We start from the raw sequence: 26,491 nt of genomic DNA, 5'->3' as shown, positions 1-26,491 counted from the left end.
CATCGACCGCGCTGTGGGTGGCTCGTCGTAGGCAAAGGCGATGCGGTTGAGCAGGGGCTTGAACGCGTCGGTGCCGGGGGAACCTGCATTCGATGGCAAAGCCCACGAGGTCCGCGGGAGGACTCTCGACATCGAAACCGATCAGGCACATGCGTTCGCCGCGCCACAGTTTCATGGTGAAACCATCGATCGTCTGTGCGTTCTGGAAAGCGGACATGAGCAGCGCTCCTTGCTGTGGCATGTGGGTCAAGAGGGTGTCCAGCATTCTGTAGCCTAGAGCAAAACGCCAGCCCCTTCATGGCGGGGGCTGGCAGCAGAACCCTGGTCAAAGACGATCCGCATCGATCACCGCCTGGGCGAACGCCCGCGGGTCTTCCTGCGGCAGGTTGTGGCCGATGCCGCCGCTGATCAGGCGGAACTGGTATTTGCCGGTGAAGCGCTTGGCGTAATCCGCGGGGTTCGGGTGCGGCGCGCCGTTGGCATCGCCTTCGAGGGTGATGGTCGGCACGCTGATGGTTGGGGCCGTGGCCAGTTTCTGCTCCAGGGCGGCGTAGCGGCTTTCGCCTTGAACCAGCCCCAGGCGCCAGCGGTAGTTGAACACCGTGATGTCGACGTGATCGGGGTTGTCCAGGGCCTTGGCGCTGCGCTCGAAGGTGGCGTCGTCGAACGTCCATTGCGGCGAGGCCAGTTGCCAGATCAGCTTGGCGAAGTCGTGAGTGTTTTTCTCATAGCCGGCGCGACCGCGATCGGTGGCGAAATAGAACTGGTACCACCACTGCAATTCCGCCTTGGGCGGCAGCGGATTCTGGCCGGCCGCCTGGTTGCCGATCAGGTAGCCACTGACCGACACCAGCGCCTTGACCCGCTCCGGCCACAGCGCCGAGACGATATCCGCCGAACGCGCGCCCCAGTCATAACCGCCAAGCACTGCTTGCTTGATCTTCAGCGCATCCATGAAGTCGATGACGTCACTGGCCAGCGCGGCCGGTTGGCCATTGCGCAGGGTTTTCGCCGACAGGAAACGGGTATCGCCATAGCCGCGGGCATAGGGCATCAGCACCCGATAACCCTTGGCGGCCAGCAAGGGCGCGACCTCATCAAAGCTGTGAATGTCGTACGGCCAGCCGTGCAGCAGAATCACCACCGGGCCATCGGTCGGGCCGGTTTCGGCGTATGCCACGTCCAGCAGCCCGGCGTTGACATGCTTCAACGGGCCGAAAGGCGAGGGGGCGGCATAAGTGGTGCCGGCGCTGCCCGCGTCGGCTTGCGCCGCCGTGTTCGTCTGCGCCTGGGCCGTGCCGAGGATGCCGAACAGGGTGAGGGCCAGGACCGACGCGCCGATTGTGTGATTGCGCAGTGTCATCTTCATGCTGATCTCTCCATTGGATTGCAAGCCGGGGGTGAGGATCTGGCCGATCCCCTTCAACCTGGGTTGCATTTGACGGCCGCGACGTATCTGGCCTGTGTCCGAATCCCGGGGCGGATGCAAGCTTATGTAGCGGGAGGTGATGTAGATACACTGCGATACATAGGGGATGGGCAGAAGGGCTGGGGCGTTCCATTCCCGCCTCCCGGGCTGCGCAAAGCTCGAGGCAAAAGTGGCTTTTGCCCCGGCTTGCCTTGGCGTCGATACGCGAGCGACGGGGCGGGGCGAAACCAGGGGCCTGGTCGCATAAATTTGAAATGCACGGCATTGCCCGACAGAATCGCGCCCCGATCCGGCCAAAGGCGCCGGAGGTTCGTGGTGAAAAGGGGCGGCAGTTGAACCAACAGACATTGTCCATGCGCCTGGAGCGCGTGGCGGCGCATGTGCCAGCGGGTGCGCGCCTGGCCGATATCGGCTCGGACCACGGCTACCTGCCGGTGGCGTTGCTGCGCCGGGGCCTTATCGCCGCGGCGGTGGCCGGCGAGGTGGCGGTGACGCCGTTCCACGCGGCCCAACGCAGCGTGCGCGAAAACGCCCTAGAGTCGGGCATCAGCGTGCGCCTGGCCAACGGCCTGGCGGCGATCGAGCCGGGCGACGGAATCACGGCAATCAGCCTTTGCGGCATGGGCGGCGAGACCATCCGCGACATCCTCGACAGCGGCAAGGCGCGCCTGAATGGCCAGGAACGCCTGATCCTGCAGCCCAACGGCGGCGAGCAGCCCCTGCGCCAATGGCTGATGGAGCATGGCTACCGCATCCTCGACGAGGAAGTGCTGCGGGAAAACCGCTTTTTCTACGAAATCATCGTCGCCGAGCGCGCCGGGTCCGTGAGCTACACCGCCGAGGAACTGTACTTCGGCCCGCTCCAACTGCAGGCCCGCAGCCCGGCCTTCCTGGCTAAATGGCAACGCATGCTGCGCCTGAAACACAAGACCCTGGCCCACTTCGCCCGGGCGCGGCAGGCCGTGCCCGAGGAGAAGCTCCAGGACATCGCCCGGCAGGCCCGGTGGATCAGCGAGTTGCTGGCTTGAGCGCGGTCCTGGGTGGGCGCTTTGAGTCAATCTGTTGCATCGACCGGTTGAATCCACAGTCGATTGCTACCATCAGCGACTGACGCCCTCTGACCCAGTGCTTATGCGCCATGCGTAGGACTAGCCCACTGCCCGATAAAGTCGCCAACTCTCCGCTCAATGTCACTCTCAACTGTCCTCAGCCGCAGAATAGGAATGCCACTTCTAGCCAAAATCTCATTTTTCATGGCGTCCCGAGCTGCCTGCACGGGTCGGTCGTGGTACCCGCCATCGACCTCGATCACCCCTATCGGTTTCTTGCCCACTTTGAAATAGATCACGAAATCACAACTGGCGCGCCTCATGAACGCCCGCTGGGGCTCCGTCCAGTCGAGGCTACCCGGCGATGCAAGCTTATCCAGCTGGATCTGTGTGTGGTACTTCAATGCCTGGCACGCCGGGGCTGACAGCGCTTCGCGCAGCAACTGTGCCACGATCTGCTCGGACTTGTAGCGTGAATCCTCGGGCCGCAGGCGGGCGTCCAAGCGTGCCAGAGACTGGTCGTACTCGCGGTACAGCAAGTCGAATGCCGACACCACCGGCGCGCGTACGATCTGCTCGTCCTGCGCGTAATAGCTGATGTAGCGGATCAGCGCGGCGATGTGACCATTGTTGTCAGTGAACACCTCGTCGCCGGTCACCAGGGTGAAGCGATGTTTGGCCCGCGAAACTGCCACGTTGATCATGCGTGGGTCGTCGACGAAATCCAGGCGTGTTCGCGCCTGGTTGTAGCGCTTCTTGTCCAGCACGGTGGAGAAGACGATCTCGTCGCATTCGCGCCCCTGAAACTTGTGCACGGTGTCCTTGACGAAATCCGTCGGCAAGTGCGTGTTGGAAAGGTTGACTTGCGCTCGGAACGGGGCGATGTAACCGCGGCCTTCGCCGTCCATTCCGACGGGCTGCCCCTCGTCCTCAAGCACCTTCAGCAGGGAGTCCAATTCCCGAAGGTTGGTGTTCTTCCTGGCGTGGTTGCCCTTGGCTGTCACCACCAGGCGCAGGGGGGCTTCGCCCTTGTCCTCGGTCATAGGCACCAGTGCGTTGTCGTAGAACTGCTGGTTGCAGAACTGGATGATCCTGGGGTGGCAGCGGTAATGTTCTTTCAGCAGGGTTCTGGGCAGCGCGGCCTGGAACACGCTGATGCACGAATCGAGTAGGCTGTAGCGTTCGCAATCGTAGGCCTCGGTGGGCGCCTGCAGTCCCAGCTTCACGGGGATGTGTGCCAACTGGCGGTTGTCGCCAACGACGATCAGGTTCTTCGCGCAGCCCAGAGGCAGGATGCCCGGCACGATATCCTGTAGAGAGGCTTCGTCGATGATCACGTAGTCGAGGATCGCGCCGGGGGCGATCGAATTGACGATGGAGTGCGTGCCGCTTCCCAGGATAGGGAAACGCTGCACGAAGGCATCGAAATGATTGCGGTAAGTTTTGGCATTGAAGCTGTCCGACGGCGGTACCTGAAGTTGCAGGTGCTGCTTCAGATGGTGCATCGATGCTGTTGTCAGTTCTTTCAGCAGGGCCGTGAAATTCGCGCGTGCCAACGATTCACGGCACGCCCGCAGCTCCGCTTCCTTGTCCCGTAGCGACTTGTCGTAGTAATGCATCTGCAGTGCATGGAAAACGGCCAAGCGCGCCTCGCCCTCGGCGAATGGCTTGGTGCGAAAGATTCTGAATTTGAACAGTAGCTCGATGCGGTCTTTGAGATGAATGCGCTGCTCGCCGAGGTAAGCCAGGTAGGCCATGAGGTCCGCAGTCTTGCGCGGTGTCAGGCCGTACTTGTCGAGCGAGCCTGTGGCCTGCACATCGCTTTCTGCCTGCCACTGCTGCAGGTAGCGCCGCTCGATGACCAGCTCGTCCAGCTCGATTTGCAGTTGTGCCGCCCTGTTGTGGTCTTGCAGGTGCTGCTTCAAGCGGGTCAGCAAGGCCTGGATCTCATCTAGGGACGGTGCCGGCTCGGGCGCGCTTGATGGCCACGCAGGCAGGTCGGCGAAGAAGGCCTCACGTTTGTCCTGGTTGCCAAGCTTGGCGACCAAGTGGCCCAGGCCGTATTTCTCCAGCTTTTCGTAGACGTTTTCCACGGCAGCATTGTTGTTGGACAGCACCGCTACCGTCTGCCCACGTAACAGAATATTGGCGAGGATGTTGAGGATCGTCTGGGTCTTGCCGGTCCCTGGCGGGCCTTCGATCACGCTGATTTGCGCGCTGAACGCCCGCTCGACCGCCTGAAGCTGACTCTCGTTAAGCCCGAACGGATAGATGAGCCCCTGACCCGGCGCCAGCGTGCCGTTGCGCCCCGTACAATAGGCTTGCAAGGCAGTGCCAGCGATGGCGGGCAGTTTTCCGAGTTGGCGCACCACATTGTCGGCAATTTCACGATCAGTCTTCGACTCAGCGTGATCCTGTCGGGCATTCGCCACGCTAGTGAAATAGCGGAAGACCGGTGTTTCCTTCATCGATGTCGGGGCGGTAAAGCCGATACCGTCCATCTTGTAGACGTAGGGTTTTTCGGCGCTCTGGTAGTGCACGACGGCATATCGCTCGCCATAAATCGTAGCTTTGGCAATGGGCGTGAAGATCGTGCTGCCGGGCTTGTGCAGCAATACATTGGTCAGCTCGCGGGTGGGTAGAACTTGGCAGTTACTGAGCGGGCGGGTGTATTTTTTCTTGGAGGGGAAGTGACAGGTCAGTTCCAGGGCTTCGTACTTGTCGCTCCAGCGAATCGCCCAGTCGCTGATCTTTGCGGTCTTGTCCTCACCATCCACCTGAATCGAAGCCATATTCCTTATCCCTATGCGCATGACATCCGGCTTCGCCTCGCGCCGAATGCTACTTTCTCCAAGAGGAGTCATCTTGCCATCATTGCGTGCAGGGTCGATAGCCGGTTCATGCGTTTAGTCATCTTCCGTGCTTCCGGCCGAGAGCAGCCCATCGCAAACGGCAGCTATCGACCCAAAGCAGCCATCATGTGTCTAGCAAACCCGGAGCAATTCACTGATGTGGAAGTCAAATCCGGCCATGGGCTTTCGGGCGTTCGAACTGGCTATTCGCGGGCTCCTTGCGCAGCGGCAAACGCGCGGCTGCGATTATGAGTTTGAACCCGTCGGCACGGCTTAACGGCCATGATCCGTATGCGTATTTAAAGGGCGTGCTCACGCGACTGTCGATGCAGCGGCCGAGTGAGATTATCGAGTTGCTGGCGCATAGATGGGCGCCCGTTTAACCACGCAAGGTCTTTTGGGCGCACGCTTACTGTCTAGGGCCTGGCCACAAGGTTTTAGAAAATGCGTAAGCGATGGGCTTGAAACTGGAAGCAGGCTGCAACTTCCGTTTCCCAGAGGCTGACCGTTCAGTTGGAAGCGTTGTTCAGCTGCTGAAGCTCAAGTTGCTTGGCAGCACTGGCTTCGAGGGTTGCACGCTCTTCATCCAGATACCGATAGATGCTTTGGAAGTTGGCGATTTTCTGTTTGATTTCTGCCATCTTCTTTTCAATTAGCTTGGCGCCGTCAGCACAATCGATCAGCTTGTTCCGCTGCGCATCCAGAATCTCGCCTATCTCCCCCAGGGAAAACCCCATGCTTTGCGCGCGCTGGATAAAGTCCAGGTCCTGCAGAGTTTGCATTGTGTAAACGCGATAGTTGTTAGTTTGCCGCAGCGGTGAGATCAGGCCGATTTGCTCGTAGTAACGCAGCGTATGGCGGCTGGCGCCGCTGCGGGCTTCGAGTTCGCCGATCTTCATGAAAACACCGCTTGACCATAGAGTTGGGTCGATAGTTTACGCTCGATTTCTCACCTTAAACAAGGAACAGGGAAATGAGCGTGGAGTGTTTTGTCACCGGGGGTACCGGCTTCATCGGTCAACATCTGGTGGCGTACCTGAGTGCCAAAGGTCACACAGTTCGGGTGTTGATGCGTCGCCCGGAGCGACTGGCTGCACTGCGCGAGCAAGTCGATAATTTGGGAGGGTGCGCAACCCGGGTATTTGCCGTAGCTGGAGATCTGGAACGGGACAACCTCGGGCTGAGTCTTGCTGACCGAGAAGTGCTAAGGCACGCCAGAGTCATATTCCACCTGGGCGCCCACTTCGCCTGGGGGCTTTCAGTGGAGCAGTCTCGTGCGGTGAATGTGGAAGGGGCAAAGCGCGTGGCGCTGTTGGCGGCTGAGCAAAAAAGCCGGTTAGTGATGATCGGCGGCTACATGCTGAAAAATCATGAACATCTGCAACGCATCGGAATTGATCCTCGTTATCCGCAGCTGACGAATTGGCCTGCCGTCTACCGACAGGTCGGTGGTTACGAGGGGAGCAAGCTGGAGGCGCATTTTGCGACCCTGGAGGTCATGTCCGCCAAGGGCGGGGAGATTACTGTTGTCCACCCTGCGACAGTCTGTGGCCACAGCCGCACGGGGCATATCCTTGACGGTCAGCCGCTGGTGGCGCTGATACGCAACCTTGTGCAGGGAAAGCTGACGGCAGTGCCCGGCACCGCCGAGCACTGGCTGCCACTGGTCACCGTGGATTACCTGGTTGAGCTGGTGGCGGTGTGTGCTTTCGATCCTGCCATGGTGGGCCAGGAACTGCTGGCGCTTGATAATCAGACTCCCAACTTGCGAGAACTCCTGGTACAGGCGGCACAACCTCTGGGCTTAAAGTCTCCCAAGCATTACATTCCACTCCGCTTGCTGAAGTGGCTACTGAGTATTCCTCCCGTCGCGCGGTTTTTGAACACAAAACCCGAAGCCTTGGACTTTATCCAGACCACGCGTTTTGATACGGTCGCGGCCGAGCAATTTGCCAACAGGCATGGAATAGCCAAACCGGATATACGCCAGTCCTTGCAGCACACTGCGACGTTCGTCAACTCATATTGCCTAGCCAAGGGCCAGGCCCTCTGACTTCTTCCTTGGGGGCGACAAAGTCGTTAGTCCCGATTAAATGGACTTTCCTAAGGTAAGTGTTGGTGGGATCTTCGTATCCTCAAACTTTGCGCCGTCGATGTAGGGCGGCATTCTATCGAGCGACCATTCAGCGACAGGGATCGTCATCAATGCAATCTACTTTCAGCAAAGGCGTCATATTTGCACTCTCCGCTGCGGCACTGAACGCAACGATCGGTGTACTCAGCAAAGTTCTCATGAGTAATGGTTTTACCGCTAGCAGTGTCGCTGTCATCAAGACCGTACTGGGTTGCGTGCTTCTGTCGATCTTGCTGTTTTTCCTCAAGCGCCCGGCGACGTCGACCAAGTGGACTCAGGCGGCTATCTGCGCATTCCTTGGCATCTTTGTGCTGTTCCATTTCGAAACGTCCGCCTATCGACACTACGCTGCGGCAGGTGTGGTGGTGGTGCTGATGGCCAGTGCCTCAATTTCCTCGATCATTCTGGGGCGCGTTTTCCTCAAGGATGCCATCACCGCGAACGCTACCGTTGGCGCCGCATTGGCTATCGCTGGGATCTCGGTGATCTTCGGCGGCGACCTGCAGCAGGGCTTTACCCTGCAAGGTGCTGCGCTCGCCTCCATGGCCGGCTGCGGCTATGGGGCCTTTTCGGTTGCCATGAAGCGTATGGGGGTGTCGGGCGGGCTGCATTTCACCCGACAATTGTTGTTCTTTGGCAGCCTGTACCTGCTGATGCCGGCGGCGGCCGATGGTTTCGCGATGGGCGAGCTGTCGCCTCTGGCGATCGCCGCGCTGCTGGCGCTGGCCACGCTGCCGACAATCCTGGGGTTCTTCTGCACCACCAAGGCCATCGAGTATCTCAAGCCATCCCAAGTGCAAGCGCTGGAGCTGACCGAGCCACTGTTCGCCGCGCTGCTAGCGTTTGTGGTGCTCAATGAAGTACCGCGCGAAAGCCTGTACGCGGGAGCGGCACTGATCATCGTCGGCCTGTGTTTCTCCAATGAACTCATCCGCTTGGGCAGCAAAGCATCCATCCCTTCGACCGAGTGAGCTATTTTCGGAGCCTGATGACTTTGGCAATCAGTGGTTTTTAAGTGTTTTGAGCGACTGACCGCTCCTGGCCGATAGCGGACCTTGTGCCGGGATGTCTACCTTGCATTCACTCAAGGCAGGCTTCAGGCGTCGTCGGCAAGCTATCGAGAAACGCGGCAATCTGCCGGCTGCCGCGCAAGTGCAGCGTGGGAATCTGCGGGCCTATGGCCAGGCGCACCGCCTCGATGCCCGGGCGGTAGCCGCGATCGAAAGTCCACACGAAACGCAGGAAGGTCAGGAACGCTCGGTTGAGCTTTTCTGTGCAGCCCGCAGGAAGGTCAGGCCGGGGACGGTTCATGACGCTGCGCATGATCACTCGGGTGAAACAGGTGAGCCGCGGCGTATCGAGCCAGATGATCAGGTCGGCCCGGGGCAGGCGAAGGTCGAAGGTGCGCCGGGCATAGTTGCCCTCACACACCCAGGCTGCCGGTGCGACCGCCGCGCGGACCCGCTCGCGGAACTGCTCGGCATCGGGTTCGACCCAGCCGGGCTCCCAGAACAGCGTGTCCAGGTGGACCACGGGCAGGTTCCGGTGCTTGCCGAGGGCGCGGGCGAGAGTGGACTTGCCGCTCCCGGCGTTACCCAGAATTACAATCCGTTGCATGGGCGCTTCCTGTCGAAAAAAAGCCGGCGATTGTGCAGGTTTTGCGTCGCCAGTTAAAGGCTGACAGGTGGGCGACGGCGGCACGGGCCTGAAATGCGGGTGGCGGGCGCGGCCCGTGAAGTGAATCCGGCCCGATATCGTTAGCTGATATCATCCGAAACCTTACCGGCCGAGTAGAAAGACCATGAACCGTCGTAAAAAAATCAATCAGCTATTAAAAGCTAACGCGAAAAAGGCCAGTGCCAAGCTGGCCCCGCGCAGCAAGCCCAAATACATCAGCAAGGCCGACCGCTTGAAGCTGGCTGCCGAATCCAGTCCCGAGTCCGTGGTGTCCTCCGAGAGCTGATAGCGCGCCTTTTCCGGGTGGCTTGTGGCTGCCCGCCAAACCGGATCGCCTGCCCACGCCTGGCCGCCCTGGCCTTAACGCAGGCTCCACGACACCCCGACATACATCGCCATGCCTTCCCCCGGCGTCGAGCGCGCGGCATCCAGGCCTTTGTCGTCATAGCCCGGGGTGACGGTGGCGGCGTAGTGCTGGTCGGTCAGGTTGCGCAGGTCGAGCCAGGTCTGCCAGTCGCCCTTGGGCGCGTTGTAGCCCAGGGTGGCGCCGAACAGCGCGTAGGGATCGGCGTAATAGCTGTTGGCGTAGTCCACCGCCACCTTGGACACCAGTTGCGTGTTGAGCGCGGCGAAGAAGCCCAGGGGCCAGTCGTAGCGCAACTCGCCCTGGTAGTAGTGCATCGGCAGGCCCGGCAGGCGGTTGTCGCCGAAACGTTCATCGTCGCGGTAGTGGAAGTCGCTGAAGGTGTAGCTCTGGCGCAGGCTCAGCTGGCCGCCGTCTTTCCCTGACCACAGCTTGCTGTCCAGGCTGGCTTCCACGCCCTGGTGCACGGTGGGGCTGGCGTTGAGCTCGTAGGGGGTGGTGGCGTTGGCGTCCGGCAATACCGAGAGCAGTTCATGGCGCACCTGGGCGTAGTACCAGGCCAGGCTCCATTGGCCGATGGCGCTGTCGCCCCGGCCGCCGAGTTCCAGGGTGGTGGCGGTCTGGTTGTGTAGCTTGATCGGGTCGCGCTGGGTGCCGGTGGCGGCGCCGCTGCCGGCCGGGAAGCGAATGTTGGAGCTGTAGATCAGCGACCAGGGGTGGGGCGCCTCGACCGAGCGGCTGAGGTTGCCGAACAGTTGCAGGTCGGGGCTCAGCTGGTAGCGCAGGCCCAGGCGCGGCGCGTAGTCCCAGTCGCCGAGGCTGGTCTTGCCACCGCCGTCGGGGTAGGTCACGGCGCTTTCGCGGCGGGTGTAGAGGGCGGCCAGGCCGGTGGTCAGCCACAGGTCGTCGGCGATCTCCAGGTCATTGCCGACATGCAGGACGCTGTCCGAACCCTGGTAGGTGAAGTTGCGCATGTGGGTGCCCGGCGCGTAGCCGGCGGTGTTGCCGCCGGGGATGCGCACCAGCTCGCTGGCCCCTGAGTTGGGCAGGTGCTTGGTCACCCGCAGGCCCAGGGTGCTGTGGCTTTCCAGGCCCCAGAGGGTGTCGCGGCGCTTGTAGTCGAAGGTGCCGCTGACGTCGGTGTAGGCCACCTTGAGGCGGTTGGGGCCTTCGCGCAGGTCCATGGGGTAGTCGTGGTAGACCAGGCCGGTCTGGATGCTTGAATCGTCGTCGATGTACCAGGTGGTCTTGTTGCCGATAAAGGTGCTGCCCGGCTGGTCGCGGCTGTCGTTACGCGTCACGTAGGCCGGGTTGGCCGCCCGCGGGTCGTGCTCGATGGAGCCTTTGGTGACCCGCCCGGCGAGGTCGTTGTCGGTCTGGCGATGGCGAATGTAGAAGCGGGTTTCCAGGTTCGGGTTGAAGCGATAGCCGAAGTTGGCGATGACCCCCTGGCTCTGGCTGGCGCTGTGGTCCTGGTAGCCGTCGGAGCGGGCGTCGGTCAGGGACAGGTAGTAGTCGAAGTCGCCCAGCACCTGCCCGGAGCTGACCTGGCGCTGCTGATAACCGTGGCTGCCGGTGGCGTAGCGCACCTGCAACTTCGGCGCGTCGTAGCCGGTGTGGCTGATGTAGTCGATGGCGCCGCCCAGGGCCAGGGCGCCGCGGTCGAAACCGTTGGCGCCGCGCAGCACTTCCACCCGCTCGAGCCACAGCGGTTCCAGCAACTCATAGGGCGTGCCGCCCGGGCCGCTCAGCGGCAGGCCGTCGAGCATCGTGTACAGCCCCGAGGCATGGGCGCCCGGCGCGCGGTTGATGCCCGAACCGCGGATCGAAATCTTCACCCCTTCGTTGCCCGCCGACTGGGCATAGACCCCCGGCTGATACGCCAGCACATCCTGGTTGCTGGCCACGCGGCCCTGCAGCGGGCCGCGCAGGTCCACCACATTGCTGCCGCCGGGCACCTGGGCCAGCCGCGCCTTGGCCTCCTCGATCGATGCGTCTTCGCCACTGCGATCCTCGGCGCCGATCAGCACCTGTCCCAGCTCCAGGCCCTGGGCTTCGGCCAGGGCCGGACAGACAAGGGCCAGGCCCAGCAAGGCAGCGGGCAGGGGACGGGGCGAGGGCATCGGGGGGAACTCCAGGCATGGGCAACGGGCAGTGAGAACTGCGACGTATGAAAGAACGAAGGAAACACATGGCAATTTTGTCTTTTGCCAGGCAAGCGCAGATCAGCGGGAGTCCAGTGTCCATGCCCGTGCGCTATCAAGGCTGTTCGCAATGGATATATCCGCGCATCGGCGTTCGGCTATCGTCACCCTATATGACTCGATCGCGCAGCTGCTGTGCTTTTGCGTTGACGCTATGTCGGCCGCTGCTGCGATTCACACAGCGCTCTCAAACGCGAGGACATCACGATGGGCGTCCACAAAGCTGTTGCTGTTTCGCTGGCCCTGCTCGGCGCAACCTTCCTGGCATCTGCCGCTCTGGCCGAGGGCCAAGGGTTGATTGCCGCCACCCCCGCCGAACTGAAATGGGCCGCCGCGCCCTCGGTCGGGCCCGGCGTGATGATTGCGGTGATCGAAGGCGACCTGAAAGCCACGGAGCCCTTCACCCTGCGCCTGAAACTGCCGGCCAACACGAAAATCGGCGTGCATACCCACCCCGTGACCGAACGTGTCACCGTGATCTCGGGCACCTTCTACTTCGCCACCGGCGACACCTTTGATGCGGCCAAGGCCAAGGCCTATCACCCGGGCGACACCCTGATCATTCCCGTCGGCATGCCGATGTACGCCGCCACGCAAAAACAGGAAACCGTGCTCCAGCTCCACGGCACGGGCCCCTGGGGCATCACCTACCTCAATCCGGCGGACGACCCCAGGAACAGCAAAAAATAGGCAATGGCTGAAGGCTGGATTCGATCTGATATGTGTCAGGCAAGGCCTGACACATATCCCTCTTAATGATTAACAGGCTACGGATTTGGCCACCCGGATGTACTCTTCAACGAAGTTGTTGGCAGAGTGAACCCTTACGCCTTTGAGCTTATCCAGTGGTGGGTTTTCCCAATACTCAGATGCGGTGATGGGGCAGATGGGGAATATGGAAATTCCCTGGGGTGGGTCAGCGACGAAGTCAAAGTCTTGAATCCCGTCTTTCGGGAAATCAATGTAAAACCGCGGTTGCAATCTTGGGTTGGTCCAGCCGGTAGAACCCACCAGGCCATGGGCCAATATATGCAACTGCGGTGGGTTGGACTTGAGCAGTGACAGGTGAATGTCCAAAACTTTCAATATGCTAGCCATCTTCGATCTCCTTTCGATGAGTGCGCCTCTTTTCACCTCGGCGCTCGGGTGTAAAACCCTCTAGCTGAAAGCCTGATACGTTTCAGAATGTCCCTTGGCAGGCAAGAAGTGTCACGTGCACTTCCTGGATGGTTCTCTCCTTGAGTACCGGGAGGAACGAGTAGGCGAACACGCTACTGTTCGAGAAGGAGTACGGCATGGACAGTGAACTCAGGCCAGTTAGAACCGGTTCGGCTGCTGTTGGGTAGACACTAGTAAAGGAGCCTGCCGGCTGCCAGGCCCGATCATCGGATACCGCAGAGGGCTGGACGCCTCCCGCGCAAGCGTTTTACCAGGAGGCAACCGCGGTGCCTGCTAAACCAGGGGAGGCCCGATACGCCGCTATTTTATTGAAAAGAAAACCGACTCTGCTTACCTCTCATCCAGGGCCCGAGGTTTCGCGCCCGCCATCACCCTTCGTCAAAGCCCTCGATCAAAGGTGCCTCCATGCTGCTTGCCCGCTGGCTGCCAGGCTTGGCCAATCTCCTGCAATACCGCCGCGAATGGTTCAGGTACGACCTGCAGGCCGGTTTGTCGGTGGCCGCCGTGCAGATCCCGATTGCCATCGCCTACGCCCAGATCGTCGGGCTGCCACCCCAGTACGGCTTGTACGCCTGCGTCTTGCCGATGATGGTCTATGCCCTGGTGGGCAGTTCGCGGCAGTTGATGGTCGGGCCGGATGCGGCCACCTGCGCCATGGTCGCCGGCGCGATCGCCCCCCTGGCGCTGGGCGATCCCGAGCGCCTGGCGCAGTTGGCGGTGATTGTCACGGTGCTGGTCGGCCTGATGCTGATCGGCGCCGGCATTGCCCGGGCGGGGTTTATTGCCAGCTTTTTCTCGCGGCCGATCCTGATCGGTTATCTGAACGGCATCGGCCTGAGCCTGCTGGCCGGGCAACTGGGCAAGGTGCTGGGCTACAAGATCGAAGGCGACGGGTTCATTCTCAGCCTGCTGAATATGCTGCAGCGGCTTGGCGAAACCCATCTATCGACCCTGGCCATCGGGGCGGGCGCCCTGGCGCTGCTGATCTGGCTGCCGCGGCGCTTTGCCAGGTTGCCGGCGGCGTTGGTGACAGTGGCCATCGCTACCTTATGCGTCGGGGTGCTGCGCCTGGACCGCTACGGGGTCTCCGTACTGGGGCCGATCCCTTCGGGCATGCCGCAGTTGAGCTGGCCCGAGACCGACCTGAGCGAATTGAAACGGCTGCTGCGCGATGCGCTGGCGATCGCCACGGTGAGTTTTTGCAGCGCGATGCTGACGGCCCGCAGCTTCGCCGCGAGGAACGGCTACACGGTCAACGCCAACCATGAGTTCCTGGCGCTGGGGGTGTCCAATATCGCCGCCGGGGTCTCCAGCGGTTTCGCCATCAGCGGCGCCGATTCGCGCACGGCGGTCAACAGCATGGTGGGCGGCAAGAGCCAGTTGGTGGGGATCATCGCCGCCCTGGTGATTGCCCTGATCCTGCTGTTCTTCACCGCGCCCATGGCCTGGATCCCCCAGGCGGCGCTGGGGGCGGTGCTGTTGATGGCCGGCTGGGGCCTGATCGATATCCAGGCGATGCGGGTCATCCGCAAGCTCAGCCGTTTCGAGTTCTGGCTGTGTGTGCTGACCACCCTGGGGGTGATTGGCGTGGGGGTGCTGCCGGGCATTATCGTCGCGGTGCTGCTGGCGATCCTGCGGTTGCTCAAAAGCATCTATCAGCCCACCGACGCGGTGCTGGGCTGGGTGCGCGGGATCGAAGGCCAGGTCGATATCAGCCAATACCCCGAGGCGCGCACGCTGGCGGGGCTGGTGGTGTATCGCTTCGATGACGCGATCCTGTTTTTCAACGCCGACTACTTCAAGGCGCGCCTGCTGGAGGCGGTCGAACGCGAGCCCGAGCCCCGCGCCGTGCTGTTGGTCGCCGAGGCGGTGACTTCGATCGACGTCAGCGGCATCGTGGCCCTCAGGGAGCTGCGCGACACCCTGCTGGCCCGAGGTATCATCCTGGGCATTGCCCGGCCGCACGGGACATTCCTGCGGATGCTGGTGCGTTCAGGCCTGGCGCGCGAGCTGGAGCAGGGATTGTTGTTCCCCTCGGTACGCGCCGGCATCCGTGCTTATCGGATCTGGCGCAATCAGTTGCAGCGCAAGGCGCAGAAAGAGGAGCCTCGGGCCGGCACCCTGCCAGCGCCCGCCAAGCCGGCGCCATGACTGGACGCGGCCTTGGCCGGCCACCATCAATGCTTGACTCAAAAAGGAGGTACGGCATGCAACGATTCACCGGCGGTTGCCTGTGCGGCAAGGTGCGGCTCGTGGCGTCGGGGCCGCCATACCGGGTCGGTTTGTGCCACTGCCTCGACTGCCGCAAGCACCATGGCGCGCTGTTCCATGCCTCGGCGATCTTCCCCGAGGACGCGGTGACCGTCGAGGGCGAAACCCGCGACTACGCCGGGCGGTTTTTCTGCCCGAACTGCGGCTCGTCGGTGTTCGCCCGCAGCGCCGACGAAATCGAAGTGAACCTGGGTGCCCTCGACGCCCCGACCAACTCAAGCCCACCTATGAAAGCTGGACTATTCGTCGCGAGTCCTGGTTGCCGGCGTTTCCACTCGCCAGGCGCTACGCGCGCGACCGTGATGCCCGCAGTCGCTTCGAGGAATAGCAGGCGCCCAGGCTTATGACCAGGGCGTCTCGGGCGCCACCCCGCGCGGGCGTTTCGCCAGGAGCTTGCGGGCGGTGTCGACGAAGGGCGTGACGATCAGGCTGTAGACCGTCAGGTAACGCCGCTGGTCCTGCTCGCCGGTGCCGAAGCGCAGCGGCTCGGGTGTCGAGGAGGTGACGTAGAGCGTGCCGAACATCCAGTCCCAGAGCGACAGGTTGGTGCCGAAGTTGCGGTTGAAGTGGCGGGGCGCGTCACTGTGATGGATCTGGTGCTGGGCCGGGCTGTTCAACACATGCTCCAGCCGCGGGCCGAACGACAGCCAGACATGGCTGTGGCGCAGGTTGGCCGCCAGGCTGTTGAAGATGAACACCAGGTAGGTCACGCCGAACAGGGTGTAGCGGCCGATCTCGCCGCCGCAGGCGTACCAGAAGCAGCCGGCGTAGAGGCCCAGGCCGAGGCTGATGCTCAGCTTCTCGACGATCTTTTCCACGAAGTGCACCCGGCTCGCCGTCGCCGGCACCAGCACCGGCGCCGAGTGATGGACCTTGTGGAAGGCCCACAGCCAGCGTGAGTGAAACGCCCGGTGCGCCCAGTAATGGATGAAGTCCTTGAGCAGGAACACCCCCAGCCCGTAGAGCAGCGCCAGCCCCAGGTTCTGCCCCAGGCGCGGGCGCTCGCCCCAGAGGTTGCTGAAAAAGGCCAGGTAGTCCCCGGAGCGCAGGATGTAAGGGTCGACCAGATGGACGATGGGCAACACCAGCGCGACCTTGAGGATGGCGCGCACGAAGTAGTAGCGGTAATCCAGCAGCGCCGAGGAATGCAGGTGCACCCGGCCGCCGCCGAGGAATTGCCAGAACGACCGGGCGTGGCTCAGGCCGCGGCGCTTTCGGAAACGGAACAGGCCATAGGCGACGCCGTAGGACACGCACAGGAACAAGACCCCGAGGCGGCCGTTCAGATTGAAAATGCCGAGAAACTGCGCGGTGACAGGGGCGATCACCCACTCGGTCAGGTGCTTGTAGACAAGCGACAGGGCATCCACGAATCGCCAGCCTCTGAGCCAGAAAAAAAGAATGGCATTGTAAATCAGTTCGGTTTGGCCGGGCAGGGTGGCGCGACAAGCAGGCAAGGTGCGCAGCGCGCCATCCGCCTGGAACCGGCCGCGGCTGTTGGAGTACGCTGGCTGCTCGCTGTATTCCGGAGGTGCCTGGCTCATGACCCTGTTACGGGAATCCGCAAACCGGTTGCTGCAACCTCGGGTGGGCGCGGGTTGCATCCGCGCGCGCGGCGCCGAGGGCGCGGTCCTGCAGTCGGCGTCGCTGTTCGATGGCCTGGTGACCATCGATCATCGCCGCTGGGCCTGCCGCGAGGCCGAGCTCAGCTGGACGGCGCCGCAGCACGTGGTGATTCTCACGGAGCGCGGGGCAACGGCAAAGACTCATATCCGCAGCAGTTCAACGCTCAATTACGAGGGCTGCGACCGCCCCGGGTCGATCAGCTTCGTGCCGGCCGGCGTCGAGCGCCAGGGCTATTTTCGCGACGCCGACCTGATCTACACCGCCCTGTGGATCGACACGGCCCTGGATTTTCCCGGCTGCCCGCGGCTGGCCGAATTGCCCATGCGTATCAACAGCGGCGATGGGGTGATCCATTCGCTGCTCGCCGCCCTCAGCGCCGAGATGGCCGGCGGGCATGTCCCGGAGGCCAGCTACATAGAGCACCTGGTGGCGCTGGTGGGGCTGCGCCTGGGCCGGGTCGATACCGCCAGCGCTGGCAGCGGACGCCTGGGGCCGCAACTGCTCAAGCGCTTGAGCGACTACGTCGAGGCACGAATCGACGGCAGTATCTCGCTGACCGAACTGGCGCGGATCGCCGGCATGCCCGTGGACACCTTCGCCCGGCATTTCAAGGCCGAAACCGGCATGGCGCCCTATGCCTATGTGATCGAGCGCCGGGTGCGCCGCGCCGAAAGCCTGCTGCGGGCCGGCAGCATGCCAATCAGCGCCATGGCGCTGGAGCTGGGGTTCTCCAGCCAGAGCCACTTCACCTCGACCTTCCGGCGGATCACCGGGACCACCCCGAACAGCTACCGCCAGCAGGCGTCCAGAATCCTGACAAGCTCGTCCTGATACCTGAAAGAACGGCGCCGCGCCCTTGGCGATACTCGCGTCCAGCCGTTCATTTCAGGAGAGCACCATGGAAGACCTGGATTCTCCGCGTCCGTCGCGCCGTGCGCTGCTGCAAGCCGGGGCCGCCGTCAGCCTGCTTTGGGTGGGGGGCAGCGGCGCGCTGGCCCAACCCGCCCCGACGCCGCCCAGCCCCTCCCGCCCATTGCCGTCCCAGGCGATCACCCTACGCATCAATGCCAGCGACCAGTTGCTGGACCTCGACCCACGCACCACCTTGCTCGACGCGCTGCGCCATCAACTGGGCATGACCGGCTCGAAGAAGGGTTGCGACCACGGCCAGTGCGGCGCCTGCACGGTGCTGGTGAACGGCCGCCGGATCAACGCCTGCCTGAGCCTGGCGGTGATGCATGACGGCGACGAGATCACCACCATCGAGGGGCTGGCCAATGGCGACCTGCTGCACCCCCTGCAGGCCGCCTTTATCGCCCGTGACGCTTTCCAGTGCGGGTACTGCACGCCGGGGCAGATCTGCTCGGCCGTCGGCATGCTCCAGGAGGTGCGCGCCGGCTGGCCGAGCCATGTCACTGAAGACGTGGCGTCCCATTCCGTCAGCCTGAGCGACAGGGAGATCGGTGAGCGCATGAGCGGCAACCTGTGCCGCTGCGCCGCCTATCCCAACATTGTCGCCGCCATCCGCGACGCCGCCGAGGAGGTCTGAGCCCATGATGCCTTTCAGCTATGCGCGTGCGAGCGATGTGCAGCAGGCGGTCAGCCTGATGGCCGCGCAGCCACGGGCGCGCTTTATCGCCGGTGGTACCAATCTGATCGACCTGATGAAGCTGGGCATCGAGCGGCCCAGCCACCTGATCGATATCAACCGCTTGCCCCTGGCCATGATCGAGGACAGCGCCGAGGGTGGCCTGCGTATCGGTGCCCAGGTACGCAACAGCGAGTTGGCCGCCGACCGCCGTGTGCGCGAGCGCTACCCGCTGCTGTCCCTGGCGTTGCTGGCTGGCGCTTCGGGGCAGATCCGCAACAAGGCGTCGACCGCGGGCAACCTGTTGCAACGCACGCGCTGCCCGTACTTCTACGACCCGGGCATGGCCTGCAACAAGCGCGAGCCCGGCAGCGGCTGTTCGGCCCTGCAGGGGCACAACCGCATGCATGCGATTCTCGGCGCCAGCGAGTCGTGCATCGCGGTGCATCCCTCGGACATGGCGGTGGCCATGGTCGCCCTGGAGGCGCGGGTGGAAACCCTCCTGCCCGACGGCAAGCGCCGCTCCCTGGCCCTGGATGAGCTGTACCGCTTGCCCGGGACCACCCCCGAGCTCGAAACCCGGCTGGCCCATGGCGAGATGATCGAGGCCATCACGCTGCCGCCGCCACCCCCGGGGCGGCAGCTGTATCGCAAGGTGCGCGATCGTGCTTCCTATGCCTTTGCTTTGGTCGCCGTGGCGCTGGTGCTCGAAGTCCGCGCGGGGCAGGTGCGCACGGTCCGCGTGGCCTTGGGCGGCGTTGCGCCCAAGCCGTGGCGGGCCACGACGAGCGAGCAGGTGTTGCTCGGCCAGCCGCCGGCCCAAGCGCTTTACGAGCAGGCTGCCGACGCCGCCCTGGCCGGTGCGCGCGGGCAGGGCGGCAACGATTTCAAGATCCCCCTGGCCAAGCGGACCCTGTACCAGATGCTGGCCCAGGCCGCCCAGGAGCAAACATGAGCACATCCATGCAAACCGGCCCGATCGGCCAACCGCTGGACCGCGTCGACGGCCGGCTGAAAGTCACCGGCCGCGCGACCTACGCCTACGAGCAGCGGGACATGGGCGACACTCTTTATGGCTATATCCTCGGCGCGAGCATCGCCCGCGGCCGCATCGACGAGATCGACAGCCGCGAGGCCGAACGCACGCCGGGTGTGCTGTATGTCATGACCCACCGCAACGCACCGGCCCAAACGGCCTTTGGCCCAGCGCTGACACCCACCCCGGGCGAGGTGTTCAGCCGCGCGCGCCCGGTGCTGGCCAGTGATCGTGTGCGTTACCACGACGAACCGGTGGCGCTGGTGGTTGCCTCGACCTTCGAGGCCGCGCGCGCGGCGGCCCGGCTGATTCGCGTGCGCTACTCGGCGGAGCAGGGCGACTTCGACCTTGCTTCCCGCCTGGCCCAGGCCTACATCCCGCCGCGGACCAACGCCGGCTTCCAGACCGACAGTGTCATCGGCGAATTTGAATCGGGGTTCGCCAATGCGCCGGTCAAGCTCGACAGCACCTACAGCACCCCGTACCAAAGCCACGTGCCAATGGAGCCCCATGCCTCTATCGCCGTCTGGTCCGGGGAAGAGCTGACCCTCTACACCTCGGCGCAAACCCTGGCGAACTTCCGTGGCGGGCTGGCCAACACCCTGGGCATCGAGCCGGCGCGTGTGCGTATCGTCAGTCCTTATATTGGCGGCGGCTTTGGCGCCAAGCTGATCATCCACCCCGACGCGGTGCTGGCGGCGCTGGCCGCCCGGGTGCTCAAGCTCCCGGTGAAGGTGGCCCTGACCCGCCAACAGATGTTCGCCAACGCCGGTTACCGCCCGGCCATGCAGCACCGGGTGCGGCTGGCGGCGGACAGCAGCGGCAAGCTGACGGCCCTGGGGCACGACGTCTGGTCGAGCACTTCGCGCTTCGAAGAGTTCTGCGAGCAGACCGCGGTGTTTGCCCGTTCGCTGTATGCCGCGCCGAATCGCCTGACCCGCCATCGACTGGTGCCGGTGGACCTCAATCGCGGCGAGTGGATGCGCTCGCCGGGCGAGGCGCCGGGCATGCTCGCCTTCGAAAGCGCCATGGACGAGCTGGCCGAACGCCTGGGCCTGGACCCCATCGATTTGCGGGTGCGCAACGAGCCGGCGCTGGACCCCGAACTCGGCGTACCGTTCGCCTCGCGCAACCTGCTGGCCTGCATGCAGACCGGTGCCGAACGCTTCGGCTGGAGCCGCCGCAAGCCCAAGCCCGGCAGCATGCGCGAGGGCCGCAAGTTGATCGGCATGGGCATGGCCGCGGCGATCCGCCCCAACTACCTGGGGCTGTCCAGGGCCCAGGTGAGCCTGGGCCCGACCGGGCGGGTGCTGGTGCGCCTGGACATGACCGATATCGGCACCGGCACCTACACCATCCTGACCCAGGTCGCCGCCCACAGCCTGGGGGTGCCGATGTCGGCGGTGCAGGTGCAACTGGGTGACAGCCGCTTCCCGCAGACCTCGGGCTCCGGCGGCTCCTGGGGAGCGGCCAGTTCCTGCTCGGCGGTGGAGGTCGCTTGCCAGGCCCTGAAGCAGCGGATCATCCAGGCCGCCGGCGCGCCTTACAACCAAGCGCCGGTGCGCTTCGCCGACGGCCGTATCAGCACGGGCGAGCGCTCGGAGCGCCTCGTTGACCTGATGCTGCGGGTGGCTCCCGCCGGGTTGCAGGCCGAAGGTAGCGTCGGGCCTATGGGGGAGGACTATAAGCAGTTTTCCCAGCATTCCAACGGCGCGCACTTCGTCGAAGTCGCGGTGGACATCGACACTGGCGAAGTCCGCCTGCGTCGCATGCTCGCGGTGATCGGTGCCGGGCGCATCCTCAACCCCAAGACCGCGCGCTCGCAGATCCTCGGCGGCATGGCCTGGGGCGTCGGCGCGGCGCTGATGGAGCAGACCCTGCTGGACACCCGCCACGGCCATTTCGTCAACCACGACCTGGCCGAGTACCTGATACCGGTCAATGGCGATATCGCGGTGATGGACGTGCTGTTCCTCGAGGAGCCCGATCCCAGGGCCAACGCCCTGGGCATCAAGGGCCTTGGCGAGCTGGGCGTGTGCGGGGCCGGGGCGGCGGTAGCCAATGCCGTCTACAACGCCACCGGCATCCGCGTGCGCGAGTTCCCGCTGACCCTGGACAAGCTGCTGCCCGGGCTGGCGGCCCTGCAGGAGTAGGCGCAGCCTGCATCGACAAAAAATCTCGACGGCATGCGCTGGATTGGGCAGGCTTGTGGCCTCGCACCCGCCTGGTTGGCGGGTGTGGAATTCAAGCCATCAGCCGACGGATTTATCCATGAACCTTGCCACCCTGGCGCTGTTTCTCCCGGCCTGTTTCGCCCTCAACATGGCGCCCGGGCCGAACAACCTGCTGTCGATCCGCAATGCCACCACCTACGGCTTTCGCGCCTCCTGCCTGGCGGGAGTAGGGCGGCTGGCCGCCTTTGCACTGATGATCGCCCTGGCGGCGGCCGGGCTGGCGGTGGTGCTGCAAGCTTCGGAACTGCTGTTCCACGGGATCAAGATTCTCGGCGCTGGCTACCTGCTGTACCTGGCGTATCAGCTGTGGACGGCGGATACCCAGGTCGAGACCGAGAACAAGACCGCGCCATTGGGCCTGCTGGCCTTGGCCCGGCAGGAATTCCTGATCGCTATCGGCAATCCGAAAGCGATATTGATCTTCACCGCCTTCCTGCCGCAGTTCGTCGACCCGCAAGCCCCGGTTCCCGCCCAGTTCCTGGTGCTCGGCGCACTGTTCCTGGCCCTGGAGTGGATCGCCATCAGCGCCTACGCCTACATGGGCCTGCACCTGCGCCGCTGGTTCGCCGAGCCACGGGGCAAGAGAATCTTCAACCGCTGCTGCGCGGCGTTGTTGTCGGCGGCGGCTTCGGTGTTGCTGTTGGCGCGGCGGGCGTGAGTCGGTTGGTAAGCATCGTTGGGGCTACGGGCGCTCGGTTGAATACACAGCCAGAAGCTGCCTTTCACGCTGTCCACAGAAACACACTCACCGTGCGCTGCTGAAAGACAACATTGAAAAGGAGTTCGAATGAAAACGGATTGGCAACAAATTCGAGAGCGCATATGACTACCGCCATCAGGCAGGCAAAAAACAATCTGACGCTTAGATTCACGGGCAATCACCCGGCGGAGACGGATCTGTCACCTCTGGTTTGAACGTCTCCTATGGGGCGGGAGCCGCTCCATGGCCGAAACGAACAATGGAGGTTAGAACCCATGCTTCGTGAGGGATCACAAAGGAAAACTTATGCCTATCGACAACTGTCTTCATACATTTGAAGAGCTTGCCTCAACGGTGTTGCCTAGCCATTTTGCAAGGCTAAAGGCTGCCCTGGAGACTCCAATGCCTGCTGCAACCTTTGTTGGCTTCAAGAGCGCATCAAAAAAAGCTCTGTCCAAGGTGGGTAGAACCACAGATTTCCCAGGGTGCTACGTCTTCAGCGATCAAGGTAAGCCGGTCTATGTAGGTATCTCGAGAGGGGTAGTAAAGAGGCTCGTCCAGCATTTAAATTTCGAGTCGCACAACACTGCAAGCCTCGTCTACAAAATGGCTGCAGAAGACTATCCGCACGAAATGAAGCGTGATCAAGCGATGAAAGACGAACAATTCAAGGAAGTCTTTCTTTCAGCTCAGGGGCGCCTCCGACAAACAACGGTGGCCTTTATCGAAGTCAACAATGACCTTGAGTTGTACGCCTTCGAAGTACTTGCGGCCATGAAGCTAGACACAGATGTATGGAACACATTCCGCACACATTGAAGCTGATAGCTAACCTTTCCATAAAGCGGACTCTGCTACGCAAACAGGTCGCCGCCGTTCATTACAAACGTTAAGTCGCGTCCGCGCTGAATCGAATGTGGTCTGAAATGAGCGTCCGCTTCCGGCCACCAGCGAACATCTCGATAGCCAATCTCAAAGAGGCTGAACACTGAGGCTGGCGGTTATTTAAGCCGCAGCTCCCTAGAACTTTTCTCTATTTATCGGTCTATGTGGATAGGCTCATCCGCTCGGTAAGCGCGGCCTCGCAGGCTTACCGCAACCGGATGGCCACACGTCCGATTGTCCAGCAGAGGTTGTCTTCGCTCATGAAATTCCCTGACCCACGGATGGTGCTCTTCGGCCTGTTCGCGTTCGCGGCATTGGGCTCGGCATCAGCAACACAGATGAAGACCTCAACCCCTGTTTTAGCAACTGAAGTCCCAGCCGTTCAGGCTCCTGCCCAGGCCGCCGGCAACCCTTGGCCGACCTTGGCCAGCATGCTTGGCAAGCAGCCCGGGCCATTGCTTGCCCATGACGACCGATACTGGCATGACGGCCGTTGGCACGATCGTCGAGACGATTGGCGCCGGCACGACTGGCGTCGAGAAGACTGGCGTAGGGAACAGTGGCGTAGAGAGCAAGCCCGCCGAGAAGCTGAACGCCATCGCGATTGGGAGCGCCACCACGATCGCGCCATGCGGCACCGCTACGAAGACAATCACCGCTACTATCGTCGCTAGCGCGGCGCCACGAGATTAATCCACCTCAGGCAGGTGCCAAAACAAGCACGGGGATATTGAGTGGTTAGGTCAACGGGCGAGCCGGCGATACGTCAGATCTCAGCACTTCCTACGGAAATCCTGGTACTGGAAGCGGAGGCAGTTACGGAGGGTTTCAGGTTTCTTACGCGCTTGGTTGCAGAGTGGCAGAACGGGTCGAATCGGTTCGATCAACCCGGTGAATGCCTTTTGGGAGCTTTCCGCGATGGGCAACTGATTGCCATCGGCGGTCTTTCATATGATCCATATGCCGGGCCGGACATCGGCAGGCTGCGGAGGGTATACGTCGTGCGTGCAGCAAGGGGGCAGAATGTGGGTAAGGCCCTGGTGCAGCAGCTTTTGGCCTATGCGGCTCAGCGATTCCGTGTCGTGCGCCTATCCACGGATACACCCGAGGGCGCCGCATTTTACCTGCGCTGCGGGTTCCAACCGATACAAGATGATTTTGCTACTCATGTGAAGTCGTTAGTCGATGCCACCTAAAACATCATTAAGGATTATGCATGCCGCTGATCTCGCAACGTGTCGAGTTAGCACGTAACGGAGCTAACGATAAAGTGATTTGCCGAATGGCATCAGGTTGGGCGGTCATGGGCGATGTGCAATTTCTACCGGGTTACTGCCTGTTGCTGCCCGACCCCGTCGTTCCGAGCCTGAACGATCTGGATGCTGAGGCCAGAGCCACCTACCTGCTCGATATGGCCCGTATTGGTGACGCAGTTTTACAGGCAACCGGGGCGCTTCGTATGAACTATGAAATTCTAGGGAATTCGGAGCCAGAACTGCATTGCCACATTTTCCCACGATACTCCTCAGAACCTGAACAGAATCGCAAGATGCCCGTATGGTTTTATGACTGGAAAACAGCGATTCCCTACGCAGAGAAAGCGCATGGGGATTTGCGTAAAAAAATTGCTCAGTTACTGAATGCATCGAGCCAGGATGCCTGAGTGCACTTGGCAATGCTTGAGGCTACGCGGGCCTCATTGCGTTTAGTGAGTCCATGAGCGCCCCGTTGCTTGTCAGTAGCCGATACCCGCTTTCAGCCTTGGGCCGAAAGCAGCCACCCGACCGGTAGTGAAATCAAGCTGGACTTGCAACGCACCCAGTATCAGCCCCGATCCCTGCTCATCAATGGAAAGGGAAGATGTAGTTCATCCAGGCCGACATGCGCAGGAGGATCTTGCGCATGATCGCCACATGGTGGAAGTGCTGGCTATAGAGCGCCGCCTGGCCATAGGCGCCACCGGGCATGAGTTTGGCGTAGGGCAGGTAGTCCGGGTCGGTGATTTCAATGACCACCGGCACCCGTCCCGGCGGCGGTGAGCCGGTGTAGCTCAGCAGGGTGCCGGATGGCTGGACCTGTCCTTCGCCGATCACCGCGATGACATTCTTCACCCGGCCCTTGAATACCTTGCCGGGGATACCGTCGAACGCCACTTCCGCCTCGTCCCCCGGGACCAGGCGCAGCAGGCTGTTCTGGCGCATCCAGGCAGAGAAGTAATGGCCCTCGTCCGGAATGAACACCATCGACGGGCGCAGCGGCAGCTTGCTCGCCATCATTCCCGGGCGCAGCGACACGTGGGTGACGAAGCCTTTGCTCGGGGCCCGGACCACGGTGCTGTTCAGCTCGAACTGGGCGTTGGCGATCTGTGCCTGCAGGTCGTCGACCCGGGCAATGGCGGCTTCCTGCTCACGGCGAGTGCCGAAGTTGCGCCTGATCAACTCGTTGATCCGGAACAGGTCGCCCCGCGCCGCCGTCTGCTGGGCCTTGAGCGACTTGAGGCGGTTCTCGAAAGGCTCGGGGTCGATGCGAAACAGCACATCGCCTGGCTCCAGCGGCGTGTTGCCCTGCACCGGCACCTCGATCACCCGGCCGGTGACGACCGGGATCACGGGCACCGAGACGAAGTAGGAGCGCGCCACTTCCGAATAGGGGTGGTTGTAGTTCATCAGGAAAATCAGCGCGCCGATCAATACCACGCCGCCCAGCACGGCGGTGGGCACCGTCCATTTGTTCAGCGGGATACGGAAGATCTTGAAGATGGCCACGCAGATGGCGGTGTAGGTCAGGATCAGTAACAGGTCCATGGGTCACGGCTTCCCTTCCGGGCGGGGCCCGGCCTGGGATTGTCCTTCCAGTCGCTCGACCCGCTGTCGCAGCTCGGCCAGTTCTTGGGCCAGATCTCTTTCGGCCTGCATCCGCGCCTTGTCGGTCGCGAACCCCCAGCCCCGGTCCTCGCGGTACAACATGGCCCAGATCCACAGGAACGGCCACAGGGCATGGAGCGTGAACAGACTGACCCAGCCTGCCGCGTGAATGGCGTCCTGATGTGGATGGTTCCGATGGACGGCAATTTCGTAGGGAATGTCGTGCAGGACAATGATTCCGTAGAACAGCACTATCCCGGCAAAGATAAGCATGCCCAGCGCAATCTGATCGAGCATGATTCGCCTCCCGGAAGCCATCGGCCTGCACGCAAGCGCTTATGAAGCCTGTTGATCCGCCACTGCCATCCGACAGTCCGATGGGACGGGCCTTACGAAATC

The 26,491-nt window shown here is 62.5% G+C and carries 24 protein-coding genes and 2 pseudogenes; 17 read left to right on the top strand and 9 right to left on the bottom strand.

The annotated features are described in order from the left end of the window. Positions 1 to 325: 325 nt before the first annotated feature. Positions 326 to 1,369, bottom strand: coding sequence for an alpha/beta fold hydrolase (locus BM019_RS11350; protein WP_092418286.1), 1,044 nt, complete (start codon positions 1,367 to 1,369; stop codon positions 326 to 328). Positions 1,370 to 1,761: 392 nt separating this feature from the next. Here BM019_RS11350 and BM019_RS11345 point away from each other — a divergent pair, with 392 nt between their 5' ends. Next, positions 1,762 to 2,457, top strand: a complete 696-nt coding sequence (locus tag BM019_RS11345) for a tRNA (adenine(22)-N(1))-methyltransferase TrmK (RefSeq protein ID WP_092418577.1) — start codon at positions 1,762 to 1,764, stop codon at positions 2,455 to 2,457. A gap of 101 nt (positions 2,458 to 2,558) precedes the next feature. On the opposite strand, the gene BM019_RS11340 is transcribed toward BM019_RS11345, so the two are convergent. After that, positions 2,559 to 5,270: an AAA domain-containing protein gene (locus BM019_RS11340; RefSeq protein ID WP_092418285.1), complete on the bottom strand. Its 2,712-nt coding sequence runs from the start codon at positions 5,268 to 5,270 to the stop codon at positions 2,559 to 2,561. Positions 5,271 to 5,494: 224 nt separating this feature from the next. Here BM019_RS11340 and BM019_RS11335 point away from each other — a divergent pair. Beyond that, positions 5,495 to 5,713 (top strand): annotated as a pseudogene (locus tag BM019_RS11335) (transposase domain-containing protein); the annotation flags it as partial. A 126-nt stretch (positions 5,714 to 5,839) separates the two neighbouring features. On the opposite strand, the gene BM019_RS11330 reads toward BM019_RS11335, so the two are convergent. Then, complete coding sequence (locus BM019_RS11330; protein WP_062825576.1) at positions 5,840 to 6,229, bottom strand: MerR family transcriptional regulator; 390 nt, start codon at positions 6,227 to 6,229, stop codon at positions 5,840 to 5,842. A 74-nt stretch (positions 6,230 to 6,303) separates the two neighbouring features. On the opposite strand from BM019_RS11330, the gene BM019_RS11325 reads away from it, so the two are divergent. Continuing rightward, complete coding sequence (locus tag BM019_RS11325) at positions 6,304 to 7,383, top strand: SDR family oxidoreductase (RefSeq protein WP_092418284.1); 1,080 nt, start codon at positions 6,304 to 6,306, stop codon at positions 7,381 to 7,383. A 152-nt stretch (positions 7,384 to 7,535) separates the two neighbouring features. Then, positions 7,536 to 8,435 (top strand): DMT family transporter, encoded by a 900-nt coding sequence (locus BM019_RS11320; protein WP_092418283.1) that lies wholly within the window; start codon positions 7,536 to 7,538, stop codon positions 8,433 to 8,435. A gap of 109 nt (positions 8,436 to 8,544) precedes the next feature. Here the strand turns inward: BM019_RS11320 and BM019_RS11315 are convergent, their stop codons facing one another. Continuing rightward, positions 8,545 to 9,081, bottom strand: coding sequence for a P-loop NTPase family protein (locus BM019_RS11315; protein WP_092418282.1), 537 nt, complete (start codon positions 9,079 to 9,081; stop codon positions 8,545 to 8,547). A 184-nt stretch (positions 9,082 to 9,265) separates the two neighbouring features. On the opposite strand from BM019_RS11315, the gene BM019_RS11310 reads away from it, so the two are divergent. After that, the gene (locus tag BM019_RS11310) at positions 9,266 to 9,427 is read left to right on the top strand and encodes a DUF2986 domain-containing protein (RefSeq protein WP_081002268.1); all 162 of its coding nucleotides are present in this window, start codon (positions 9,266 to 9,268) and stop codon (positions 9,425 to 9,427) included. Positions 9,428 to 9,501: 74 nt separating this feature from the next. On the opposite strand, the gene BM019_RS11305 is transcribed toward BM019_RS11310, so the two are convergent. Continuing rightward, entirely contained in the window at positions 9,502 to 11,628 is a 2,127-nt protein-coding gene (locus BM019_RS11305; RefSeq protein ID WP_092418281.1) for a TonB-dependent receptor family protein, read from the bottom strand. A gap of 288 nt (positions 11,629 to 11,916) precedes the next feature. Between BM019_RS11305 and BM019_RS11300 the strand changes: the two genes are divergently transcribed. After that, positions 11,917 to 12,399 (top strand): cupin domain-containing protein, encoded by a 483-nt coding sequence (locus BM019_RS11300; RefSeq protein WP_092418280.1) that lies wholly within the window; start codon positions 11,917 to 11,919, stop codon positions 12,397 to 12,399. Between the two features lie 69 nt (positions 12,400 to 12,468). On the opposite strand, the gene BM019_RS11295 is transcribed toward BM019_RS11300, so the two are convergent. Beyond that, the gene (locus BM019_RS11295) at positions 12,469 to 12,807 is read right to left on the bottom strand and encodes a hypothetical protein (RefSeq protein WP_037004673.1); all 339 of its coding nucleotides are present in this window, start codon (positions 12,805 to 12,807) and stop codon (positions 12,469 to 12,471) included. Positions 12,808 to 13,293: 486 nt separating this feature from the next. Between BM019_RS11295 and BM019_RS11290 the strand changes: the two genes are divergently transcribed. Both BM019_RS11290 and BM019_RS11285 read left to right on the top strand, forming a co-directional pair. Then, positions 13,294 to 15,039 carry a SulP family inorganic anion transporter gene (locus BM019_RS11290; protein WP_092418279.1) on the top strand — a complete coding sequence of 582 codons (1,746 nt, stop codon included), beginning with the start codon at positions 13,294 to 13,296 and terminating at the stop codon, positions 15,037 to 15,039. A 56-nt stretch (positions 15,040 to 15,095) separates the two neighbouring features. After that, positions 15,096 to 15,487, top strand: a pseudogene (locus tag BM019_RS11285) (GFA family protein). Positions 15,488 to 15,500: 13 nt separating this feature from the next. Here the strand turns inward: BM019_RS11285 and BM019_RS11280 are convergent. Continuing rightward, positions 15,501 to 16,529 carry a sterol desaturase family protein gene (locus BM019_RS11280; protein ID WP_092418576.1) on the bottom strand — a complete coding sequence of 343 codons (1,029 nt, stop codon included), beginning with the start codon at positions 16,527 to 16,529 and terminating at the stop codon, positions 15,501 to 15,503. A gap of 172 nt (positions 16,530 to 16,701) precedes the next feature. Here BM019_RS11280 and BM019_RS11275 point away from each other — a divergent pair, with 172 nt between their 5' ends. The 9 genes from BM019_RS11275 (at position 16,702) to BM019_RS11235 (ending at position 24,891) form a co-directional block, all read left to right on the top strand. Beyond that, a complete protein-coding gene (locus tag BM019_RS11275; RefSeq protein WP_092418278.1) occupies positions 16,702 to 17,616 on the top strand; it encodes a helix-turn-helix domain-containing protein in 915 nt (304 codons plus the stop codon). 67 nt (positions 17,617 to 17,683) lie between these two features. Next, positions 17,684 to 18,334 (top strand): 2Fe-2S iron-sulfur cluster-binding protein, encoded by a 651-nt coding sequence (locus BM019_RS11270; protein WP_092418277.1) that lies wholly within the window; start codon positions 17,684 to 17,686, stop codon positions 18,332 to 18,334. A 4-nt stretch (positions 18,335 to 18,338) separates the two neighbouring features. Next, entirely contained in the window at positions 18,339 to 19,328 is a 990-nt protein-coding gene (locus BM019_RS11265) for an FAD binding domain-containing protein (protein WP_092418276.1), read from the top strand. Further along, entirely contained in the window at positions 19,325 to 21,562 is a 2,238-nt protein-coding gene (locus tag BM019_RS11260; protein ID WP_092418275.1) for a xanthine dehydrogenase family protein molybdopterin-binding subunit, read from the top strand. The genes BM019_RS11265 and BM019_RS11260 overlap by 4 nt, the downstream gene beginning before the upstream one ends. A gap of 118 nt (positions 21,563 to 21,680) precedes the next feature. Next, positions 21,681 to 22,301, top strand: a complete 621-nt coding sequence (locus BM019_RS11255) for a LysE family translocator (protein WP_092418274.1) — start codon at positions 21,681 to 21,683, stop codon at positions 22,299 to 22,301. Between the two features lie 348 nt (positions 22,302 to 22,649). Further along, positions 22,650 to 23,162 (top strand): GIY-YIG nuclease family protein, encoded by a 513-nt coding sequence (locus tag BM019_RS11250; RefSeq protein WP_239691065.1) that lies wholly within the window; start codon positions 22,650 to 22,652, stop codon positions 23,160 to 23,162. A gap of 326 nt (positions 23,163 to 23,488) precedes the next feature. Continuing rightward, complete coding sequence (locus BM019_RS31005; protein WP_239691064.1) at positions 23,489 to 23,902, top strand: hypothetical protein; 414 nt, start codon at positions 23,489 to 23,491, stop codon at positions 23,900 to 23,902. Positions 23,903 to 23,962: 60 nt separating this feature from the next. Continuing rightward, entirely contained in the window at positions 23,963 to 24,424 is a 462-nt protein-coding gene (locus BM019_RS11240) for a GNAT family N-acetyltransferase (RefSeq protein ID WP_085531203.1), read from the top strand. Between the two features lie 20 nt (positions 24,425 to 24,444). Beyond that, entirely contained in the window at positions 24,445 to 24,891 is a 447-nt protein-coding gene (locus BM019_RS11235) for an HIT family protein (protein WP_092418273.1), read from the top strand. Positions 24,892 to 25,072: 181 nt separating this feature from the next. Here BM019_RS11235 and BM019_RS11230 read toward each other — a convergent pair whose 3' ends face one another. Together BM019_RS11230 and BM019_RS11225 are read right to left on the bottom strand one after the other, a co-directional pair. Then, the gene (locus BM019_RS11230) at positions 25,073 to 26,032 is read right to left on the bottom strand and encodes an HlyD family secretion protein (protein ID WP_085531201.1); all 960 of its coding nucleotides are present in this window, start codon (positions 26,030 to 26,032) and stop codon (positions 25,073 to 25,075) included. A gap of 3 nt (positions 26,033 to 26,035) precedes the next feature. Continuing rightward, the gene (locus BM019_RS11225) at positions 26,036 to 26,389 is read right to left on the bottom strand and encodes a DUF3302 domain-containing protein (RefSeq protein ID WP_009043513.1); all 354 of its coding nucleotides are present in this window, start codon (positions 26,387 to 26,389) and stop codon (positions 26,036 to 26,038) included. Between the last annotated feature and the right edge of the window lie 102 nt (positions 26,390 to 26,491).

Origin of the sequence: Pseudomonas sp. NFPP07 (genome assembly GCF_900115645.1) — a bacterium.
GTDB lineage: Bacteria > Pseudomonadota > Gammaproteobacteria > Pseudomonadales > Pseudomonadaceae > Aquipseudomonas > Aquipseudomonas chlororaphis.
The sequence above is the reverse complement of the archived record's forward strand: the minus strand, read 5'-3'. Positions and strand labels throughout refer to the sequence as shown.

What these genes read in the sequence shown, in the direction of transcription:
- BM019_RS11315 (WP_092418282.1), bottom strand. Translation starts at nt 9,081, where the DNA reads ATGCAACGGATTGTAATTCTGGGTAACGCCGGGAGCGGCAAGTCCACT.
- BM019_RS11250 (WP_239691065.1), top strand. Translation starts at nt 22,650, where the DNA reads ATGCCTATCGACAACTGTCTTCATACATTTGAAGAGCTTGCCTCAACG.
- BM019_RS11230 (WP_085531201.1), bottom strand. Translation starts at nt 26,032, where the DNA reads ATGGACCTGTTACTGATCCTGACCTACACCGCCATCTGCGTGGCCATC.
- BM019_RS31005 (WP_239691064.1), top strand. Translation starts at nt 23,489, where the DNA reads ATGAAATTCCCTGACCCACGGATGGTGCTCTTCGGCCTGTTCGCGTTC.
- BM019_RS11320 (WP_092418283.1), top strand. Translation starts at nt 7,536, where the DNA reads ATGCAATCTACTTTCAGCAAAGGCGTCATATTTGCACTCTCCGCTGCG.
- BM019_RS11295 (WP_037004673.1), bottom strand. Translation starts at nt 12,807, where the DNA reads ATGGCTAGCATATTGAAAGTTTTGGACATTCACCTGTCACTGCTCAAG.
- BM019_RS11305 (WP_092418281.1), bottom strand. Translation starts at nt 11,628, where the DNA reads ATGCCCTCGCCCCGTCCCCTGCCCGCTGCCTTGCTGGGCCTGGCCCTT.
- BM019_RS11290 (WP_092418279.1), top strand. Translation starts at nt 13,294, where the DNA reads ATGCTGCTTGCCCGCTGGCTGCCAGGCTTGGCCAATCTCCTGCAATAC.
- BM019_RS11235 (WP_092418273.1), top strand. Translation starts at nt 24,445, where the DNA reads ATGCCGCTGATCTCGCAACGTGTCGAGTTAGCACGTAACGGAGCTAAC.
- BM019_RS11300 (WP_092418280.1), top strand. Translation starts at nt 11,917, where the DNA reads ATGGGCGTCCACAAAGCTGTTGCTGTTTCGCTGGCCCTGCTCGGCGCA.
- BM019_RS11275 (WP_092418278.1), top strand. Translation starts at nt 16,702, where the DNA reads ATGACCCTGTTACGGGAATCCGCAAACCGGTTGCTGCAACCTCGGGTG.
- BM019_RS11310 (WP_081002268.1), top strand. Translation starts at nt 9,266, where the DNA reads ATGAACCGTCGTAAAAAAATCAATCAGCTATTAAAAGCTAACGCGAAA.
- BM019_RS11325 (WP_092418284.1), top strand. Translation starts at nt 6,304, where the DNA reads ATGAGCGTGGAGTGTTTTGTCACCGGGGGTACCGGCTTCATCGGTCAA.
- BM019_RS11265 (WP_092418276.1), top strand. Translation starts at nt 18,339, where the DNA reads ATGATGCCTTTCAGCTATGCGCGTGCGAGCGATGTGCAGCAGGCGGTC.
- BM019_RS11350 (WP_092418286.1), bottom strand. Translation starts at nt 1,369, where the DNA reads ATGAAGATGACACTGCGCAATCACACAATCGGCGCGTCGGTCCTGGCC.
- BM019_RS11340 (WP_092418285.1), bottom strand. Translation starts at nt 5,270, where the DNA reads ATGGCTTCGATTCAGGTGGATGGTGAGGACAAGACCGCAAAGATCAGC.
- BM019_RS11260 (WP_092418275.1), top strand. Translation starts at nt 19,325, where the DNA reads ATGAGCACATCCATGCAAACCGGCCCGATCGGCCAACCGCTGGACCGC.
- BM019_RS11330 (WP_062825576.1), bottom strand. Translation starts at nt 6,229, where the DNA reads ATGAAGATCGGCGAACTCGAAGCCCGCAGCGGCGCCAGCCGCCATACG.
- BM019_RS11225 (WP_009043513.1), bottom strand. Translation starts at nt 26,389, where the DNA reads ATGCTCGATCAGATTGCGCTGGGCATGCTTATCTTTGCCGGGATAGTG.
- BM019_RS11255 (WP_092418274.1), top strand. Translation starts at nt 21,681, where the DNA reads ATGAACCTTGCCACCCTGGCGCTGTTTCTCCCGGCCTGTTTCGCCCTC.
- BM019_RS11270 (WP_092418277.1), top strand. Translation starts at nt 17,684, where the DNA reads ATGGAAGACCTGGATTCTCCGCGTCCGTCGCGCCGTGCGCTGCTGCAA.